18 protein-coding genes are annotated in these 16,155 nt (G+C 63.2%); 4 read left to right on the forward strand and 14 right to left on the reverse strand.

Features of this window, described 5'->3' with window-relative positions; genetic code table 11:
- Positions 1-93 precede the first annotated feature (93 nt).
- The 5 genes from ACZI8Q_RS17010 to ACZI8Q_RS17030 all read right to left on the reverse strand — a co-directional run bounded on the left by ACZI8Q_RS17010 (position 94) and on the right by ACZI8Q_RS17030 (position 4,463).
- Positions 94-1,947, reverse strand: a complete 1,854-nt coding sequence (locus ACZI8Q_RS17010; RefSeq protein ID WP_463374743.1) for a hypothetical protein — start codon at positions 1,945-1,947, stop codon at positions 94-96.
- Positions 1,944-2,849 (reverse strand): hypothetical protein, encoded by a 906-nt coding sequence (locus ACZI8Q_RS17015; RefSeq protein ID WP_463374744.1) that lies wholly within the window; start codon positions 2,847-2,849, stop codon positions 1,944-1,946. The genes ACZI8Q_RS17010 and ACZI8Q_RS17015 overlap by 4 nt, the downstream gene beginning before the upstream one ends.
- A gap of 125 nt (positions 2,850-2,974) precedes the next feature.
- Positions 2,975-3,109 carry a hypothetical protein gene (locus ACZI8Q_RS17020; RefSeq protein ID WP_463374745.1) on the reverse strand — a complete coding sequence of 45 codons (135 nt, stop codon included), beginning with the start codon at positions 3,107-3,109 and terminating at the stop codon, positions 2,975-2,977.
- A gap of 274 nt (positions 3,110-3,383) precedes the next feature.
- Complete coding sequence (locus ACZI8Q_RS17025; RefSeq protein WP_463374746.1) at positions 3,384-3,935, reverse strand: hypothetical protein; 552 nt, start codon at positions 3,933-3,935, stop codon at positions 3,384-3,386.
- Between the two features lie 156 nt (positions 3,936-4,091).
- Positions 4,092-4,463: a hypothetical protein gene (locus ACZI8Q_RS17030; RefSeq protein WP_463374747.1), complete on the reverse strand. Its 372-nt coding sequence runs from the start codon at positions 4,461-4,463 to the stop codon at positions 4,092-4,094.
- A 107-nt stretch (positions 4,464-4,570) separates the two neighbouring features.
- Here ACZI8Q_RS17030 and ACZI8Q_RS17035 point away from each other — a divergent pair, with 107 nt between their 5' ends.
- Positions 4,571-4,924, forward strand: coding sequence for a hypothetical protein (locus ACZI8Q_RS17035; protein ID WP_463374748.1), 354 nt, complete (start codon positions 4,571-4,573; stop codon positions 4,922-4,924).
- A gap of 145 nt (positions 4,925-5,069) precedes the next feature.
- Here the strand turns inward: ACZI8Q_RS17035 and ACZI8Q_RS17040 are convergent, their stop codons facing one another.
- The 7 genes from ACZI8Q_RS17040 to ACZI8Q_RS17070 form a co-directional block, all read right to left on the reverse strand.
- Positions 5,070-5,444 carry a hypothetical protein gene (locus ACZI8Q_RS17040; protein ID WP_463374749.1) on the reverse strand — a complete coding sequence of 125 codons (375 nt, stop codon included), beginning with the start codon at positions 5,442-5,444 and terminating at the stop codon, positions 5,070-5,072.
- A 35-nt stretch (positions 5,445-5,479) separates the two neighbouring features.
- Positions 5,480-5,986 (reverse strand): LppA family lipoprotein, encoded by a 507-nt coding sequence (locus tag ACZI8Q_RS17045; protein WP_463374750.1) that lies wholly within the window; start codon positions 5,984-5,986, stop codon positions 5,480-5,482.
- A gap of 263 nt (positions 5,987-6,249) precedes the next feature.
- On the reverse strand, positions 6,250-6,834 hold the full coding sequence (locus ACZI8Q_RS17050; protein WP_463374751.1) for an LppA family lipoprotein: 585 nt from the start codon (positions 6,832-6,834) through the stop codon (positions 6,250-6,252).
- Positions 6,834-8,555, reverse strand: coding sequence for an alpha/beta hydrolase (locus ACZI8Q_RS17055; RefSeq protein ID WP_463374752.1), 1,722 nt, complete (start codon positions 8,553-8,555; stop codon positions 6,834-6,836). Before ACZI8Q_RS17055 ends, ACZI8Q_RS17050 begins: the two co-directional genes overlap by 1 nt.
- Positions 8,552-8,848: a hypothetical protein gene (locus ACZI8Q_RS17060; protein WP_463374753.1), complete on the reverse strand. Its 297-nt coding sequence runs from the start codon at positions 8,846-8,848 to the stop codon at positions 8,552-8,554. The genes ACZI8Q_RS17055 and ACZI8Q_RS17060 overlap by 4 nt, the downstream gene beginning before the upstream one ends.
- Before the next feature lie 251 nt (positions 8,849-9,099).
- Complete coding sequence (locus ACZI8Q_RS17065; protein WP_463374754.1) at positions 9,100-9,495, reverse strand: antitoxin Xre/MbcA/ParS toxin-binding domain-containing protein; 396 nt, start codon at positions 9,493-9,495, stop codon at positions 9,100-9,102.
- A 71-nt stretch (positions 9,496-9,566) separates the two neighbouring features.
- On the reverse strand, positions 9,567-9,803 hold the full coding sequence (locus tag ACZI8Q_RS17070; RefSeq protein WP_463374755.1) for a helix-turn-helix domain-containing protein: 237 nt from the start codon (positions 9,801-9,803) through the stop codon (positions 9,567-9,569).
- A gap of 433 nt (positions 9,804-10,236) precedes the next feature.
- On the opposite strand from ACZI8Q_RS17070, the gene ACZI8Q_RS17075 reads away from it, so the two are divergent.
- The 3 genes from ACZI8Q_RS17075 to ACZI8Q_RS17085 all read left to right on the forward strand — a co-directional run bounded on the left by ACZI8Q_RS17075 (position 10,237) and on the right by ACZI8Q_RS17085 (position 13,301).
- Positions 10,237-10,449 (forward strand): hypothetical protein, encoded by a 213-nt coding sequence (locus ACZI8Q_RS17075; protein ID WP_463374756.1) that lies wholly within the window; start codon positions 10,237-10,239, stop codon positions 10,447-10,449.
- A gap of 177 nt (positions 10,450-10,626) precedes the next feature.
- Complete coding sequence (locus ACZI8Q_RS17080; RefSeq protein WP_463374757.1) at positions 10,627-12,387, forward strand: ATP-dependent nuclease; 1,761 nt, start codon at positions 10,627-10,629, stop codon at positions 12,385-12,387.
- Between the two features lie 104 nt (positions 12,388-12,491).
- Positions 12,492-13,301 (forward strand): MerR family DNA-binding protein, encoded by an 810-nt coding sequence (locus ACZI8Q_RS17085; RefSeq protein ID WP_463374758.1) that lies wholly within the window; start codon positions 12,492-12,494, stop codon positions 13,299-13,301.
- Between the two features lie 21 nt (positions 13,302-13,322).
- On the opposite strand, the gene ACZI8Q_RS17090 is transcribed toward ACZI8Q_RS17085, so the two are convergent.
- Together ACZI8Q_RS17090 and ACZI8Q_RS17095 are read right to left on the reverse strand one after the other, a co-directional pair.
- Positions 13,323-14,303 carry a PGN_0703 family putative restriction endonuclease gene (locus ACZI8Q_RS17090; RefSeq protein WP_463374782.1) on the reverse strand — a complete coding sequence of 327 codons (981 nt, stop codon included), beginning with the start codon at positions 14,301-14,303 and terminating at the stop codon, positions 13,323-13,325.
- Positions 14,304-14,305: 2 nt separating this feature from the next.
- Positions 14,306-16,153, reverse strand: a complete 1,848-nt coding sequence (locus tag ACZI8Q_RS17095) for a DUF2357 domain-containing protein (RefSeq protein ID WP_463374759.1) — start codon at positions 16,151-16,153, stop codon at positions 14,306-14,308.
- Between the last annotated feature and the right edge of the window lie 2 nt (positions 16,154-16,155).

The raw sequence follows: 16,155 nt of genomic DNA on the forward strand, positions 1-16,155 counted from the left end.
CCTTTTTCGTTTTTGTCGGTTGGTTTGGTGTCCTGTCAGGGTGTTTTCTGGTGGTTAGACACGGTTGTTGCCGCCACAGTTTGTGTGTGGCGGTCAGCTGATGTGTGCGGCGGGTTGGTCGGCGGGTGGTCCGACTCCGGGTGCTGCGTTCGGGTCCGGTTTGTGCGCAGGGAGGCTGGTGGTTCGGCGCCTCCGGTCGTCGGGGCTCCGTTTGGTGCGTCCGTCGTGATGGCGTGCGTTGCGCGCGTGGAGCCAGATTTTGCGGATGTTGGCGGCGGCGGTGGTGATCGCGGTGAACATGAGTTGGGCGGTGTAGCCGCGCATGCGGCGTCGTCCGGGTTGGGCGAGGTCTCCGTAGGCGGGGTCTTTGACGAAGCCGTTGAATCCTTCGATGGTGTTGCGGTCGCGCCCGTATCTGCCGCGCCATTCGGGGGTGCCGTAGCGCAGGGATTGTCCGTACTTCACGCCGTCCTCGGGGCCGAAGGTCACGGTCTGCTTGTTCGTGCAGATCCGCGGTGGGTCCACTGGGGGTGTGAGGATGGTGGGCATTCCCAGCGTGGTCTTTTTGCCGGGTGTCGTTTTGAGGGGGCAGGCGACGGTGGGGGACGGGCCTGCGGCGGGGCAACGCATGGGGGTATAGCCCTCGCTGTCAGGGGATTGTTTGCTTTTGAGTAGGTAGGTGGCGCGGCGGGCGATGCGCTGATCGTAGGTGTCGTGATCGATGTGTCCGGCGCGCAAGTCTCGTGTGGCATCGATGAGGGGCTGCGGCATCGAGGGGCAATACCAGTGTCCTTCGACTTGGATGGCACCGGCGTGGGTGGCTTGGATGCCGAGTTGGTCGTCACGGTAGTCGGCGACCAACTCGTATCCCAGCGCACGGAGGGGAAGCTGGAGTTTGTCGGTTTTGCTGTTGGGTAGGTAGGCGCGGTCTCCGACGAAGTAGCGGCCAGGTAGTTCGCGGCCGCGGATCGAGTTCACGCAGGCCATGGCGTTTTCGCCGACGCGGCCCGCGGGCTTGTCCATGGACATGGCGACGGCGAGTAGTGGGTGTTCCGGTTCCTGTTCGGGGTTGCCGGGGGTCATGACCGCGAAGGTGGCCTCGTTCGCCCAGATGGATTTGGAGTGTTTGCGTCCGGTTCCGTCGGTGGGGTCGCGGTGGTCGGCTTCGCGCACGTACCAGGCGGCGTCGATGTCAGGGCTGCACAACACGGACTCGTCTTCGTGGGCAGCTGGGGGTGTGCCGCGTTTGCCCCATACGGGTACGGGGGTGGCGTCGACGCAGATGTCGCCGCGCCAGGCGTTGCGTGCCTTTTCCGGCATTGCCATGAACGTCGCGTGCAGTAGTGCATTTGCCACCTGCAGGGCGCGGTCTTGCTTGGTGCGGCATTCGTCGGGATCGCGGGCGGCTTGAATCTCGCGTACCTGTGGGAGGGGTAGTCGTCGTCCCGGTGTGTTCGGTGCCGAGTCGATGACGGCGAGAAACCGCTTGAACGCCCGGTAGAGCACGTCGTAGAGCGGGTCGGCCGGTTCGCGGCCGTCGGGCAGGTTCGATGGCTCGTAGTCCGGAAGGGTGCTGGGCGTGACGTCGAGCAGTCGCAGTGATTGGTCGTCGAGGCGGTGCCGCAACGTCTCGGCCATACGGGTCACCAGAAGGTCCTCGCACTCGATGGCCAGCAGCGCACTCAGCACGAGCACCACTCGGTCGCGATGGCGAAGGACCGGGCGGCGACCAACGGGGCGCCCGTCCGAGTGGGTACCGTTGTCCTGGTTGCGCCACTCGGCCAGCCATTCGATGATGCCGGAGCTGTCGATGAAATCACAGACGGCGCGGACGGTGTCGACCTTGAACATGGAGCGGTGAGCCCCACGCCCGGCAGTGGCCAGCTGCAGCAACCGCGACGCGTGCTCGTCGAACACTGTCTCCCCGGGCTTGGTCGGGGTGCTCACGTTAGATCCTGATGATCTGGACGTTGGAGTGCGGCGCGAACCTGCCTGGTTGTCATTTCGGGGGTGTGGGCGACGAAACGAGTCAACCCGTGCAAGGTGTCCACACCCGAGGCGGTCATCAGCGCCCGAACCGGAACACCGGCGACCAGATGCCCGACGATCCACGTCGCTCGCATCCGCTGAGAATTCGCCCCGGGCTTTCCGTTGCAGGTGGCGACGAAGCCGGTGATCAGGTTTCGGGTGCGACCGGCTTGCGGCCGAAAAACATGGATGTCGGGTCGTATCGCGGCGGTGGCCAGGTCCGCGAGCGGTTGTTCCCACCGCCCCAAGACTGGAACCGTGCGCGAACGCTCCCCCCGCACATCAATCAGCACACCGTCGTCGTCGACGGTGATGTCTCCGGTGGTCACGGCCCCGACCTCGACCGCCGACAGACCGGCACCCAAGCCCAAAGCCAGCAGCACGTGCGCTTGCAGGCGGCGGTGCGACGTCGCCTGCCCGGACGCCCACGCAGACAATGCCGCGCATTCGGCGTCGCTGTAGGGCGCGGACGGCACGAACCGCGTCAACCCGGGCAGCTGCGGAGCAGTCAGGTGCGGCACCAGAATCTCGGTCATTCGTTGCAGCAACCGCTTCACGTTCCCGGCGGAGCGGGCGGACATCCCGCCGCACTCGTTCACCAGAAATTCCGTGACCACTGCCGGATGAAAGATGCTGTCACGTTCGAGGGGTAGACCGGCAGACTTCCAGCACCAGTGCACGTGCCGACTGGCCGGCCACAGATACTCGCGGGCCGCGATCCAGGTGGCTGGTTCGCAGTCGGCAACAGCGGCACGGAGGAAGGGCCCGATGGTGTCCCAGTCGCGATCCGGAATATTTGCCGGACGGTAATCAGCGAGCATCGCGGCCGCCTCACTCGCGATGTCGGAACGTGTGGCTACACAAAGTGTATCACGTGCGATACACGTCGCAGGTGTGTCAACTTCGATGACATGTTCGTCAGTGCTGGGTGAGTTCGGCACGCCGGTCAGTCGGACCGGCCGACGCGCCGACGATCCACGCCGTGGATGTCCCACGGCCGCGTCCACAGCGCGCCGCCCGCGAGCACCCGATCGGGCGCGATCCGCGGCCACATGACGCCCAGTGGCCGTGCTGTTCTCACCGCTCGAAGTGCCGAGTCCAGCGGCCCCCGCTATTGGGGCACGCCGGAACAGAGCGCGGACTTCGGCGGTCAGCGGCCCGGTCACCGCACCAGGACCGCATCACGCGGCCCCGTCGATCCCGGCATCCGCACTGAGGGTGCGCCGGTGCGCAGAAAGTTCTGCCACACCGGAGTAATCCCGCTATGATTATGCGTAGCCGGTTGGTTTGCTATCGGTCCGAGTAAAGCCTCACCCTGAAGCCGTCCAAAGCATTGGGTGGGGTTTTCTCTTTGCCTAACCTGGTGTGGTGTGCGCCGAATCGTCGGCGACGGAGGACTCATCCCCTCCACCTCCATTCATCTCAGACCTGCCTTCTGGCAGGTACGTGTAGTGAGACCGGGTCGTCTTCACGACACCGCTGCCCGAAGCGTTCGACAGTCGCAGCAAGTTCGTGTTCAACGTGTTCGTGGGACGCTCGCCCGCTTGCCACCCGCGGTCGAGCATCGGTTCGACCAGATCACTGGCATGCACTTCGATGCCCGGTCGTTCCCGCAGAATTGCCAGCACCATGCTCGACACCGATCGCCGCGGCAGATACGTGCGCGGAGACGATGCCTCACCCGAATGGGCATCCTGCGGGTGGGGATCGGCCTCGCCCGCGGCGCGGGTATTCGACACAGCCACACGTAGCGCCAGAACCCGTTCGCACGCCGCGCACAGCTGCTCCGACGGCACCCACTCGATACCGAGTTGGCGAGCCAGCGCGGCGACATCCGACACAGTGCCGAGCGCCTTCACCGACGCACGCTCCGCGTCCGCTACCGCCGAATCCCAATCTGCCTGCATGGCCGATCACCTCCACATACAACTCCAACACAAACTGTGTGGGCCAGTGTGTAAGTTCCTGTCGGCAGAATGGTCCAGAGGAATGAACCAACTGAGTGGAGCATTGGGTTGGTTCATTCAATTGAGCCAATTCATAGGGCAGAGCCCTGTTCGAAGTCACGTCAGGAGGCGAAACGCCTTCAAGTTTTCCTCGACACCATCGAGCAACCACACCCCAAGCACGTCCGACAGAGCGATCACGGACTTGAGATCGGGCACGGTGAGGCCGTACACGACGTTCGCCACCGTCGTCCGCGACATCTCTGTCGCCGTCCGCCGCGACACCGAATCGAACCGCGGAATCCCACCCCGTCCGTCATTCCACCCCTTGGCGCGCATCGCTTCCCGAACATTCCACGACACCGTCCACCGCACCACGAACAACATCGCCGCAGCATGCTCCGGCGCACCCGGCTTCTTCTCGGCGTCCGTGAACTCCCCCCACGGCAGATCGCGGGACGTCCCGAAATCTTTGCCAGCGGTACGCATAACGCGACGATCCTCCCATCTCTAGGTCGAGGCACTAGCCCGCTTGCACATGTCAGGTTGTTCGACCCGAACTCTAGACGTGCACGACCCTCGTCCACACACAGGTTGTGTGGACGGCTACCGATTCACCGTGGTGCCGAACGCCGGTTCCGCATTCGGGGCGCGGCCGGCCGCGCGGGTGTGGTGCAGCGATCAGTGCCGCCGCGACGCCCACAACGCCCGCAAAACCGCCCGCGACGGCGCCCGTCGGCGTGCAGGTGATCCGGCAGGCCCGCACCATCGAAAAACCCGTCAAGGCTCCCACGATCGAGCACCCGGCGCGGCACCCGACGGCCACTCCTGCCCGGTACATAGACGAACACGAGCTCGTACCGCACGTCCCTTCGAATGCCGACCTGCTCGCAAAAACCCTGGACTCGGTCAGCGCCAGTCTCGGCCCCGGCTCGCCGGCCGGACACTGACCGGACCACTGCACGAGACTGCACCCTGGCTTGCCCCACTGCTCGACGATTACCGCCGCCAAACCGCCGACGACACGGGCCTGTCACGACAACAACGCCGCGCCACGCAACGCGTGGACTCGAAGAGCAATCGCCGCTGAGCAGGTCAGCGATTTCGGCCGAGTGGGTCGTTCCGAAACTGTTCGAAGTACCGTTCGTCCTTGTTGGCGACCCGCTGACGTCGCGTTTCCTCACGCTCATTGTTGTTGTGCACGAACGTCGTCACGGCCTGTGCCTGTGGATCATTCAGGACGTCTCGCATCGCCGCATCCACTTGCGGTTGCTTGTCGCGAAGCGCCGCCTGGTAGGCCGCGATGATGGATTGGGCGTCCGGGTGAACGATTGCACTAAGACGGTTCTCGGCGTCGACCTCGACGGTGATGCCATCTACCGTTCCGACACCCCGAATGCCGGCAACCTCATGTTGTGCGCGTTGCACTTTCAGACCGAATTCGTCGAACTCACTCTCGGATGAAGTCATGATCGATCAACCCTTCGTTGATGCGCCCGTGCGGTTCAGGGGTGTGGGTTAGAGGTCGACGGCGTCGCGGTCATCTTCGCTTGCGGCAGGCGACACCCGGTGGACGCATCGATCACTGTGTTCCCTGCAGCGCCTAGGTGAATCGCCGTTCCTTCCTTGGAGTAGAAGCGAACATCGTGGTTACCCGATTCGTCGTGGAACCGCTCCAGTCCGGTGGCGCCCAGCGTCGCCGCGAGTTCTTTCGCCCGCTCAAAAATTTGTGGCCACACGCTGTCAGGGATCTTGATCTTGGCGACGTAATCCTGGAGAAATACGGCACTCCCCTCGCCCCCGTTGTAGGGGTGAGAGCAACCGCTTGTCATTCTGTCGCCCATCCACGTCCACTGCATTCCCGGTACGAGGGTGCTGATGTATTCGGCGAGTTGTTCCACCGCCTGCTGCATCTGGGCTTCGGTGTCCTCGAGGGACGGCAGGGTCGCCAGGGTGGCGGCGGCCTGAGCCGTGTCGGCTTCGCTGGGTTTTTCGTAGGGGTTGTCGAGCACGTCCGATCCACATCCTGTCAGTGCGAGTAGTGCGGCTACTACTATGGCGGACGTTCGTCGTCGCGGTCGTGTTGTGTTCATCAGCGCCACATCCCGGCGAGCGTTGTCAGTATGTCGGTGCGACCGGTCTCGATTGCTGGGTCGCCCTCGACGAGGGCGTTCTCCTCGCCACCGAGACCGACGATGTGGACGAGCGGCCAACGTCATCGAACTCGATGTTGAGTGGTGGAACGGTCGATCACTGTCTTCGCTATGCAAACGGTTCACGGACGCGGGGTGGACGAAGGTGGCGTCACCGCCATTTTCGCTTGCGGCAGACGGCACCCGGTCCTGCTTCCGATGACAGCTCCCTTGCTTCCGATATGGATGGCTGTTCCCTCTGGGCTGTAGAACCTGATCTCATGATTTCCGGGCTCATCGTGGAAGAGCTGTACACCGGTCGCTCCGAACGATGCCGCAGTATTCCGAGCACGTTCGACTACTTGCGACCACACCTGATCCGGGATCGGTCCGGACGCCACATATTTCTGCAATATGGTGTCTTCACCTTCGGTGTCGTTGTAGGGCCGGTTGCAGCCGCCGCCCATTCTGTCGTACATCCACGTCCACTGCATTCCCGGTACGAGGGTGGTGATGTACTCGGCGAGTTGTTCCACCGCCTGCTGCATCCGGGCTTCGGTGTCCTCGAGTGACGGCAGGGTCGCCAGGGTGGCAGCGGCCTGAGCCGTGTCGGCTTCGCTGGGTTTTTCGTAGGGGTTGTCGAGCACGTCCGATCCACATCCTGTCAGTGCGAGTAGTGCGGCCACGGCCAAACCTGCTGTGCGCCGTCTCGTTCGCGTTGTCGTCATCAGCGCCACATCCCGGCAAGGTTCGTCAATATGTCGGTACTACCGGTCTCGATTGCCGGGTCGCCTTCGATGAGCTTGTTCTCCTCGTCTGCGAGACCGGCGATCACGATGGACGTGTTGTAGCCGGATGTCCGTAGCTGGCCGTTGTCACCGGTTCTGGGGTATTCGCTGTGGCCGGTGGCTCCCTCACGCTGCACACCGTCGGGGGTCTCCGTGGCATCGGTGTCGAGGTGGGTGAACTCCGACATGTATCCGGGACTCCAGCCGAAGCGGTTCATGTGCCCAACGATGTCGTTGTGCGCGGTCATCTCGTAGGCGTGCCCGGGTTCGATGTTGAGCTCGTCCAAGGGATCGTCGAACAGATCGTGCCCGGTGCCGAGTCCGGGCGACCCGTACACGATGGTGTCGTCGACGACACCCTCCGGGGTCTGCTGCAGGGCGAGGCCGGTGGTCAGTGACCCGTACGAGTGCCCGACAGCGGTCAGGTGCGGGTCCCCCCCGTCATGAGTGGCGTCGATACCTTCGTAGAACCGTGACAGGTGCGGTGCGGCGGCCTGCGCGTTCCACGGCTCGGACACCCGGATCGCCCCTTCCAGAGTCTTTTCGGAGGCCAGGTCATCGCTGTCCAATTGCGGGGCGTCGTACCCGATCCACGCAATGGTCGACACCGTCTCACCTTTGTGATCGTCCGTATTGCTCAGCTGGATCTCGGCGGTGTCCTTCATGGTCCTTGCTTCTTCGGTCATGTCCTCGATCGACCCCCCGACGGTGGTGTTCAACCCGGGTGTGGTGACCGCGACATGGTCGGCGGTATCCGGGTTGCCGACGGCCACCGCCGCGTGGGTCTGCACCCCGGACTGGGTGTCGAGCAGCATGAGCATCCGATTCGGGTCCGTGTCGATCGTGGCCTTGACTGCCTCTAAGTCTTCCAGCCGGTCCGCCACGGCCGGGTCACCGGCGTGGGCGCGGGTCAACTCGTCGCCGAGCTTGATGCGGTTGTAGTGGTCGCGGTCGGCTACGGGTATGCCGTCGCGGTTGCCGATGTAGTTGTCGTGTTCGAACAGCAAGTCTTTCTCGGCCGGCGACAGGTCCACCCACATCTCGTGCAGCTGCTGCGGGTCCGACGGCAACACCGCCGTGCCGTCGACGATTGCTTGCACGGTCGGGCTGATCGGTGCAGAGCCGGGTGCATTCCGGACAGTGTCCAGGTCTTGCTGCGCGGCGCGAATATCGTGCGCGGCGAGGTTCTCGCCGTCACTGAACTGGGTGAGCAGGCTTTTGATGCGTGTCTCGAATCCCTGGGCCTGCCCGTCGAGCTGCGATTGCAACAGCATGCCGGCCACGGTGGTGTCGCCGTCGAGGACTTTCGGCGCGGTTACGGCGCCGTCGTCGGAGACCGTCATGCCAGCGCCAGGTGCCTCCTGATCGACAAGCACCAGCAACGAGGTGCGGATACCGTCCAACACTGCGCCGTGCGAGGCGTGGGCGTCCACGATGGCAAGCACCGCGGTAGCGACGTGCGAACTGGCAAGTTTCTCGGACAGCCTCTGTGCTGATGCTGCGGACGCCGCGTCGCCTTGCCACGAGCCCATCGCGGTGTCGACCGCACGATCCATCTGCTGCACCTGGTCGGTGAACGTAGTGTTCGATGCCCGCAAGGAGGTCGCGTAGTCGATCATCGAATCCGGTTGGCAGCCGCGCACGTGGGAGATGGTGGTCACGACGCCGGTCCGTTCGTGTACCGCTGCAACTGAGTACGAAACGCCTGCTCGACATCGTCGTAGCTGGCTGCGTTCGACTCGCACGTTGCCGACATGCCGCTCACGTTGTCGCCGATGCGGTGGTACGCGTCCAGTGCCGCGCGAGTCCCCTGCGCCGACACCGCTGCCACCGGTGAGCCCGGCATCGTCACCGCCGCCGAGACAGCGATCCCATTGATGGTCTCGGCGGTAGCCGCCAAAGTCTTGGCGAGCTCCCGAAGTGCCTCGATATCGGCCTGCAGTACCACGCTCATGAACATCCCCCTCTGCCGATCCGTGATTCGGAAGCAACGGACCCGCGATTCGCAGCCAGTGTAACCACGGTAATCCAGATCTCTCCGTGTTGAGTCTGGGACGGGTGCGATACGGCTGTAGAGAGGGAACCTCGATTCAGCGTAAGTTCACGGGATACCTGATTCTCGACACCGGTCAGCTCGGCTGCGACGGCGGCGCGCTGATCCGTCCGGCCGACGATCCCCGCACCGTCTGGGCTGCGTCCTTTGTATCAGGCGGTGCCGCCCCACATCTCGGCGTCCAGCGCTTCGAGTACACGCGCCGGTCCCGCAACGTGCAGTACGTCGATGGGGCGCGCACCGCCGAGGTGAATGTTCGTGCTGGTGATCCACGCTTGGGCTGCGCTGCCTCCCCAGATCAGGCGGGCGCGTAGCAGAATGTGATCGAGGTCGATCACGATTGGTGCCACCTCGGGGGCGATGGTTTGCTGGCCGGACGTCCAGAGTCTGACGCGCGTCGGGGTCACGCCGAGAAGCCGGGCCAACGCGACTACGCGAAATACTGTGGTGAGGTGGTTCAGTTGCGCCACTGCGGGCCCCGAACCGGCGGCTCGGTGGGCGCTGTTACGAGTGGACTCTGCTGGTGGCGTTCGGTGTCGGGATGTCATGTCGATGATCGTTCGTCGGCGGTCTGTCCAGCCAAGCCCACGGTGCGCATCGAGTAGATGTGGGGCGCATTTCAGTGATGGTGCTCTGCGTGGATGTGGTGTTCGGCGTCGGTGAGCAGCGCTGATGGTGCGGTGCCCAGGGCTTCGGCGAGTTCCCATAGTCGGTCGATGGCGACGGTGCTGGTGCCGAGTTCGATACGGGCGATGGCAGGTCTCGAGACCCCCGAGGCGTTGGCGAGTTGGGTTTGGGTCAGTCCGGCGGATTCCCTCGCCTGGCGGATGGCCAGGCCCACCGCATCTCGTCGCATTTTCCGCAGCCTCCTCTGGTGAGGGGTGAGCGACGCTTCCGGGACCGGCATGCCCGCATCATCCCACGAGATGCCCCTTATGCGGATCGCCCCGGGGCGAGTTCTGGGACCTCGCAACCTGAATGTATCTCACGCGATACGGTGACGCTAGCGCATCACCGACGACCAGGAAGTGCTACCTTGCGATGAACGAACCACCTCAGCGTCCGGAGAACTACCTGAGGGTGTAGGTGCGCTCGTCTTCGGCGTCGGCGAAACCCTCATCGACGAATCGCGCTACGCAGGCACTCATACCGTCGAGCTCAGTTGACAGAGATGGGCGGGTGATGGACCTCCACGACCGACCGCTGTACGCCGAGGCGCTGCGGAGCGCGTCGACCCCACCGTCCGGCTCGCTGCCGGCGATCCCGTCAGGAACCTGCCCGCTGGTTCGGTGACGACCTTCAACAACGTCCGCACCGAGCTCGTCGAGATCCTTGGCGACTGCGTCGTCACCCAGGTCGGGCCCAAGGGAGCCCGGCTGAGGCTGTGGACCGACCCGTACGCCTCGGACGACGCGTCCGACCTGCTGCGGTCGCCCGGGCCGAGAGCTTCCACGTCCGTGAGGTCTGCGGGTAGCCGGGCACGAGCCGGCTGCCGCGGATGATCACCCGGCGCCTGCTCCACGTCACCAAATCGGTTGTCGGCGGGCGGCCGCATGGCGCTGCAGTGGTTGGACGCAATCGGCACACACCGAACGCGGTCGCCCACGTAGTTTGACGCTATGCACATAACCCAAGTCCACATTGAGAGACTCCTTGGGTTCAGAAGGCTCACACTCGACGTGGATCGAAGCCTGCAACTCATCGCGGGGCCCAACAACGCCGGTAAGTCGTCACTCATCCGCGTGCTCGAGAGCTTCTTCTCCGACCCGACGCCAGATGATTTCCAGCTCATGCAGCCCCTGAACGATTACTACGTCGGCGGCGGCCCGCGGATGCTGTCGAGAATCAAGGTGCACTTCGGCGGCCTGACTGCGGACGAAGCGGACGGCTTGGGGAACATCATCGCGCGCGACGGCACCTTCTGGGTTCAGATCTCGTGCACGAGGAAGGGCAATATCACTTACAGCACTTACAAGGACAAGACCTCGCGCTCCCGCGAGGTCTACGAACGGGTTCTCCAGTCGTTCGACTTCGTCAAGATCCCCTCGGTTCGAGTGAGTGGGGGCGAGCAGAGTGATGGTGACCAATCACTGGCCCGGCTTCAGGAGACGCTGGAAGGCGTGCTCATTCGTACGGGCAGCTCGCGCTCCACGCAGCTTCAGAAGGAGTTCGCGAAGGCGATGGAACCGGTCGAGGAGCTCGTGCGGGAGGTACTGACGGAGTCGGTTGGCGCTGTGGCCATGGAACTGCCGTTTCAGGACCCCGTGCTGGGGGTCGCACTGCCTTCGCCTCGCCACGCTCTGAGGGGGTTGCTGCAAGAGGCTGTGATCACGAGTCACGACGACGTAGTGGTCTCGATCGCCGAGCGCGGCACCGGCTTCCAATCGGCCCTGGTGCTCGGCATTCTCCGCTACGTCTCATCGAAGAGCGCACAGTCGGGAGCAAACGTCGTCTTCGCCATCGAGGAGCCCGAGGCCTACCTTCACCCGCAGACGCAGCGAGCCATGGCCAAGATCCTGAAGGACATCTCCGCGGAGGCCCAGCTGCTGGTGACGACCCATAGTCCGGTCCTCGTCGATTCCTTCTCCGTCAATTGGATCACGCGATTGCCGCTCAGTCCCGCTGGGATGAGCTACCAGGCGTACACCCCGGACCTGGGTGTGGACGAGGAAGGTCGATTGACCCGTTATTGCGATGCCACAAACAGCGAGTTGGTCTTCGCGACCTCGGCGATCTTTGTCGAAGGCCACGGCGACAAGCTCGTCATCGACTACCTCTTGGAGAAGATCACCGGTGGCCCTGGCGGCCACTACGCCCTGGGCATCGCGGTGATCGAGGCGTCCGGGATCACGACAATCTCGCATCTGCTTCGTCTCGCGCAGCTGTTCGGAGTGCGTGCCTACGTCCTCACTGACAAGGATGGTCTACACAAGTCGGGTAACAGGAAGCGGGCCCTCATCGAGATCCTCAGGGCGAAGGATCCGAAGCCGACCACGATCTACCTCAACCACTTGCGCGATCTGGCCGACCGCCAGGTGACGACGCTTACGGCGGCCATCGAGCATCAGAACGAGCTCAACGAGACGCTGCAGCCGTGGGACGCATTCGTGCTCAGCTCAGACCTCGAAGGCCTGCTTCTCGACACAGTGGGGCAGGAGCGGCTGGCCAAGATGCTCGGTCCCGACGAAGCGGGCGAGGTTGACGGGACGACCGCCGAGCAGTTCGCTGACGGAAGGGCAGGCAAGGAGGCAATGGCGTCCTACCTGGGTGCGAAGGGCTGGAACTCCGACCGGAAGAAGACCGGGAAGGCGAAGCCGCATGTCCCGTCTGCCCTACTGCGGCAGCACCTCAGCGCCGGGTTGGGCCAGCACCGGGCGATGAAGCCGTTGCAGACTTGGCTGCGTGAGATTGTCGACGAGCACAGGCGCGCCCCGCTCTGACCTACTGCTCGTGCTCAGAGGCTCGCCGAATACCCTTACGGGTCAGTGCCGTGTAGAGGGGTATATCGGCTGACGCCGCGCTCCTGGCCACCGCCGCCTTGGGCGTGCCGGGCTCGATCATCGACGGGGGTGAAGATCTGCTCCGCGATCAGCTTCAGCTTGCGCTCGCACGCGCCATTGCCATACTCCACCCGACGCGTTCGGACGCGGCCTTCGCGGCTGCGGTGCCGATGAGCGAGGTGCCAGTGTGGCCGGTGCACCTCGGGATGCCGATGTGTGGTGCACGGATGGTGGGCGGCTCCATGGAGGCCGGATTGCGGCTGATCGAGGAGGACGTTCTGATGCCGGCGATGTTCCCGTTCGTGCAGCAGGCGAGCGAGGAAGTCCGGCCGTGCTGGCGTCTCTTCGAGATCAGTTTCCCGTCGACAAGGGTCCCGGTGTTCTCGGTGGATCCTTGGGCGGCGCTGTTGCTTTGTGGGTTCTGGCGACATGGACGTCCCCGTGTTCGCCGGCGCTGTTGTGAACGCGGCGGTTCGGATGCGGTTGGTCATCGGATTGTTCCCCGGCGAGTATCCGTTTGCCGTCGAGTCTGCTGGCTGAACCGGACAGATCCTTGCCTGTACTCCGAGATGGCCGTCACCGTAGTGCGAGCGATCAAAGCCGCTCGAGGCCTTGGTTTCACCCTCGACGAGGTAGACGACCTGCTCGCAGCCACCCGGTTCGACGGCCACCTTCGCGCTGATGCAGGGTTGCAGGCGCACGCGGTGGAGACGCTGGCCGAGATCGACACGAAGCTTGCCGAGTTGACCGCGATGCGCGACACCCTGTGTGCCGCGCTGGTGGGCTGTGAAGACCTCATCGTGTGGAGTGAAAGCCCTCCCGCCCGGTATCGTTCACTGGGGACGCGCCAGTGACACCCGCGTGTTGACACCGAATCACGTGGCTTGGAGACGATCCATCGTCGTGGTGTCAGTGTTGCGGCACAACGCGGTCCAAGTGTCTTCGCTTTCCTCGTGGCTTACATATCGGGTACACATGCTGCGGTACCACTTCGAGAGAGCTGGGTCGTTAGCGGCCGCGTCAATAGCGTCGAGGGCGCAGTCCAACGGCATGCACGCAACGGTGGACGGGATGCTGACATTCTGGCGGTACTTGTCGACCAAGTGAGGTGCGTTCGTATCGTCGGGGTGATGAACGACGAGCAGGGTTGGGGGCAAGTGTCGCGCTACGGTCGCACCTAGCATGGAAGCCCCCAGGGCATGGCAACGAATGAGCTGGTTGAACTGCCGGTTTTCGAATACTCGAAGGGGTTCTCTCCACAACCCGGTAGTGTCGGCCAGTCTTAGGTATGCGTCGTTGTCGGCGATGTTTACCTGTCGGCTGTTGAATCGGTCCGCGTACTTGATCTCGACCACGCAGACCTCCCGCCCTAGCGATGATTCGAAGTGCAGTAGGGCATCGACTCTCGTCATGTCCCCCAGGTGTTCGCTTCGCCGTTCGGGAGCGAACTCGACACGTGCGGCGGTGACATTACGGATGTCATCACGTCCCAAGAGGGCATTCAATATGTCGGGCAACTGATTTGGTTGCGCGAACATAGGACCGAACAGGTTCAGCGTCAGCGTCTGGCTCGATGTCATGTGACTGGTGCATCTGACTGGGTCGACACCCCACCCTTGGGTTCGGCGCTCAGCAAACAACTGAGCGCTTGTCGCAGCAACGAAGTTCTTTCCCGCTGCGGCATCGCAGTCGGAAAGTATGCTGCCCAACGGTTTCGGATTCTGACCGCTGGTCATTCCGTATCGGCGTAGTCCCAGGACCGCGTACCGGTACCAGGATTGGTGGAATCTAACTCGTGCTTGCAGACCAGACTCGCGATGCAACTGGGGGCCAATCATTTCGGCAGTCAGTCGCATGCTCACGGGACGCCAGGGGTTTGGGCGCCGGGGGCTTGTGTTCGTGCATGTTCGTAGGCCATGAATGGTGGACCTGGGGTTGCTAGTTCGTACGGTGTCAGCGCCAACACTTGAGTCAGCCACTCCGTCAACATGTCAGGCGCGTCGGGTAGTAGCGGTATTGCACCGATACCCAACTCACCCAGGGACTGCCACAGGCGATGCTCCCGGAAGTCGTCGTCTCCAAGTGGCAGGGGGAACAGAATCGCACCCCGCACGACGGGCCTGCCGCGTCGCGCCTCGCCGAAGCGTTGAGTGACTGCATCCCGGTAGCGGTGTAGGACGTTTACTGCGTCGACGGGTGGACCCGGTGAACCGAATGTCTTGATGTAGTCGCGACTGACGTCTATCCGGTACTTCGCGTCGAGGATGAGCACAATCGCAGGCCAGCCAGGATGGTGTACCTCGATGACGATGTCGGGTTTCTGTTGGCCGGTCAGTCCTTCGAATCTGCGGTTGTACACGATTCTGACGACTGTGTTCGGGGAGGTTGCGATGCCTGTGAACTCGACTGCACTCTTCTTCCCCTGTTTGAGCAGCACTCGTACACCGGAGTCGTGCACTTTGATGAGGGTGGTGGGGTCAATTGTCGAGCCGAGGATTGTGTGTACTTCAGCGACGACGCGAACGAAGCACCAGCTTTCGTAGAGCACGTCGATGTCCTTCATCGACACGTCGAGTGGTTCTCCGGTGACGTTGAGACCGAGGCGAAGTAGTTGAAGGTTCCGGTGTACTTCACGGTAGCCGGGTGCCCCTGCGAGCGTGAGTGAGGTGAAACCGTGAGGAACCGGACCCACGGCATCTACAAGTGTCTGCGCCGATGTCAGCCGGGTGAGCCGGGCACGAATGGCTCTGACCTCCTGTATTTCTGCATCCACACGTCGAGTTGGGCGCCCACCATTCAGCAGTCGCGACCGGGACTCGTTGAGTTCTTGGAGGATCTCGCTGAGCCTCGAACTCGCGGCGGTGACTTGTTGACGTATCCACCGGTGCTCGTTGTTGTCCAGGGTCTCCCGTGGGCGGGCACTGGGCAGCTTTGAGCGGACCGGGCCGATTCGAGCGCTGTGAATCCAGGGTCCCGAGCCGAGGCCGCGCAACACCGTTCGACGCATCGCGGAGTTGCTTCGTCGTGCGCGATGGGCGGACTGTTCAACGACTTCCCGGATCAACGTGCGATGGGGGTGGGCTGCAACGTACTCCATGGCAGCTTCGAGACCGTCGACAACACTTGTGAGAACGGACAGCCACTCGATGGCTGTTGGTGTGCTGTTCTTGGTTGGGGCGACGCCAGACTGTGTTGCCTTCAAGTAGTCGAATGCGAGTCCGCGTGCAGTCGAGTGAAGGTCGTGAAGTAGTGCAGCGTAATCGGTGCGGTAGTCGAGTTTGGTCGGTCGGACTTCCAGTGTGAACCGAAGCCATCTGCGGCCCGCGTTCACCGTGAACACGGACCGCCCGACCTGTCGTCCGAAATTGATGCTGCCCGCCTGAAGGTGGTGGCGCCCGCCGATGGGTTGCACATTTTGCAGAAAGAACGGGTCCCGATGAGTTGCCCGAACTGGTTGTGTGAGGTCAACGGATTCGATTGTCAGTTGATACGCGGTGTCCTCGCGCAGATGAGGCCCGGGCTTGCCTGACTGCCAGGGGATGAGTTCACCGTTGATGTCGACTGCGCATTCTTCGATGCCACCGGAGTCGACTTCCAGGACGAGGGGGTCGGCGGAATTGGCTGCATCGGATTGTGTTCGGGGGCCGTATATTTCAACGCGGATGGCCTCAGTAGCAATGCGTAGCAAGAGAGCGGGGCGTGCCATTT

Source organism: Rhodococcus quanlei (genome assembly GCF_055231015.1).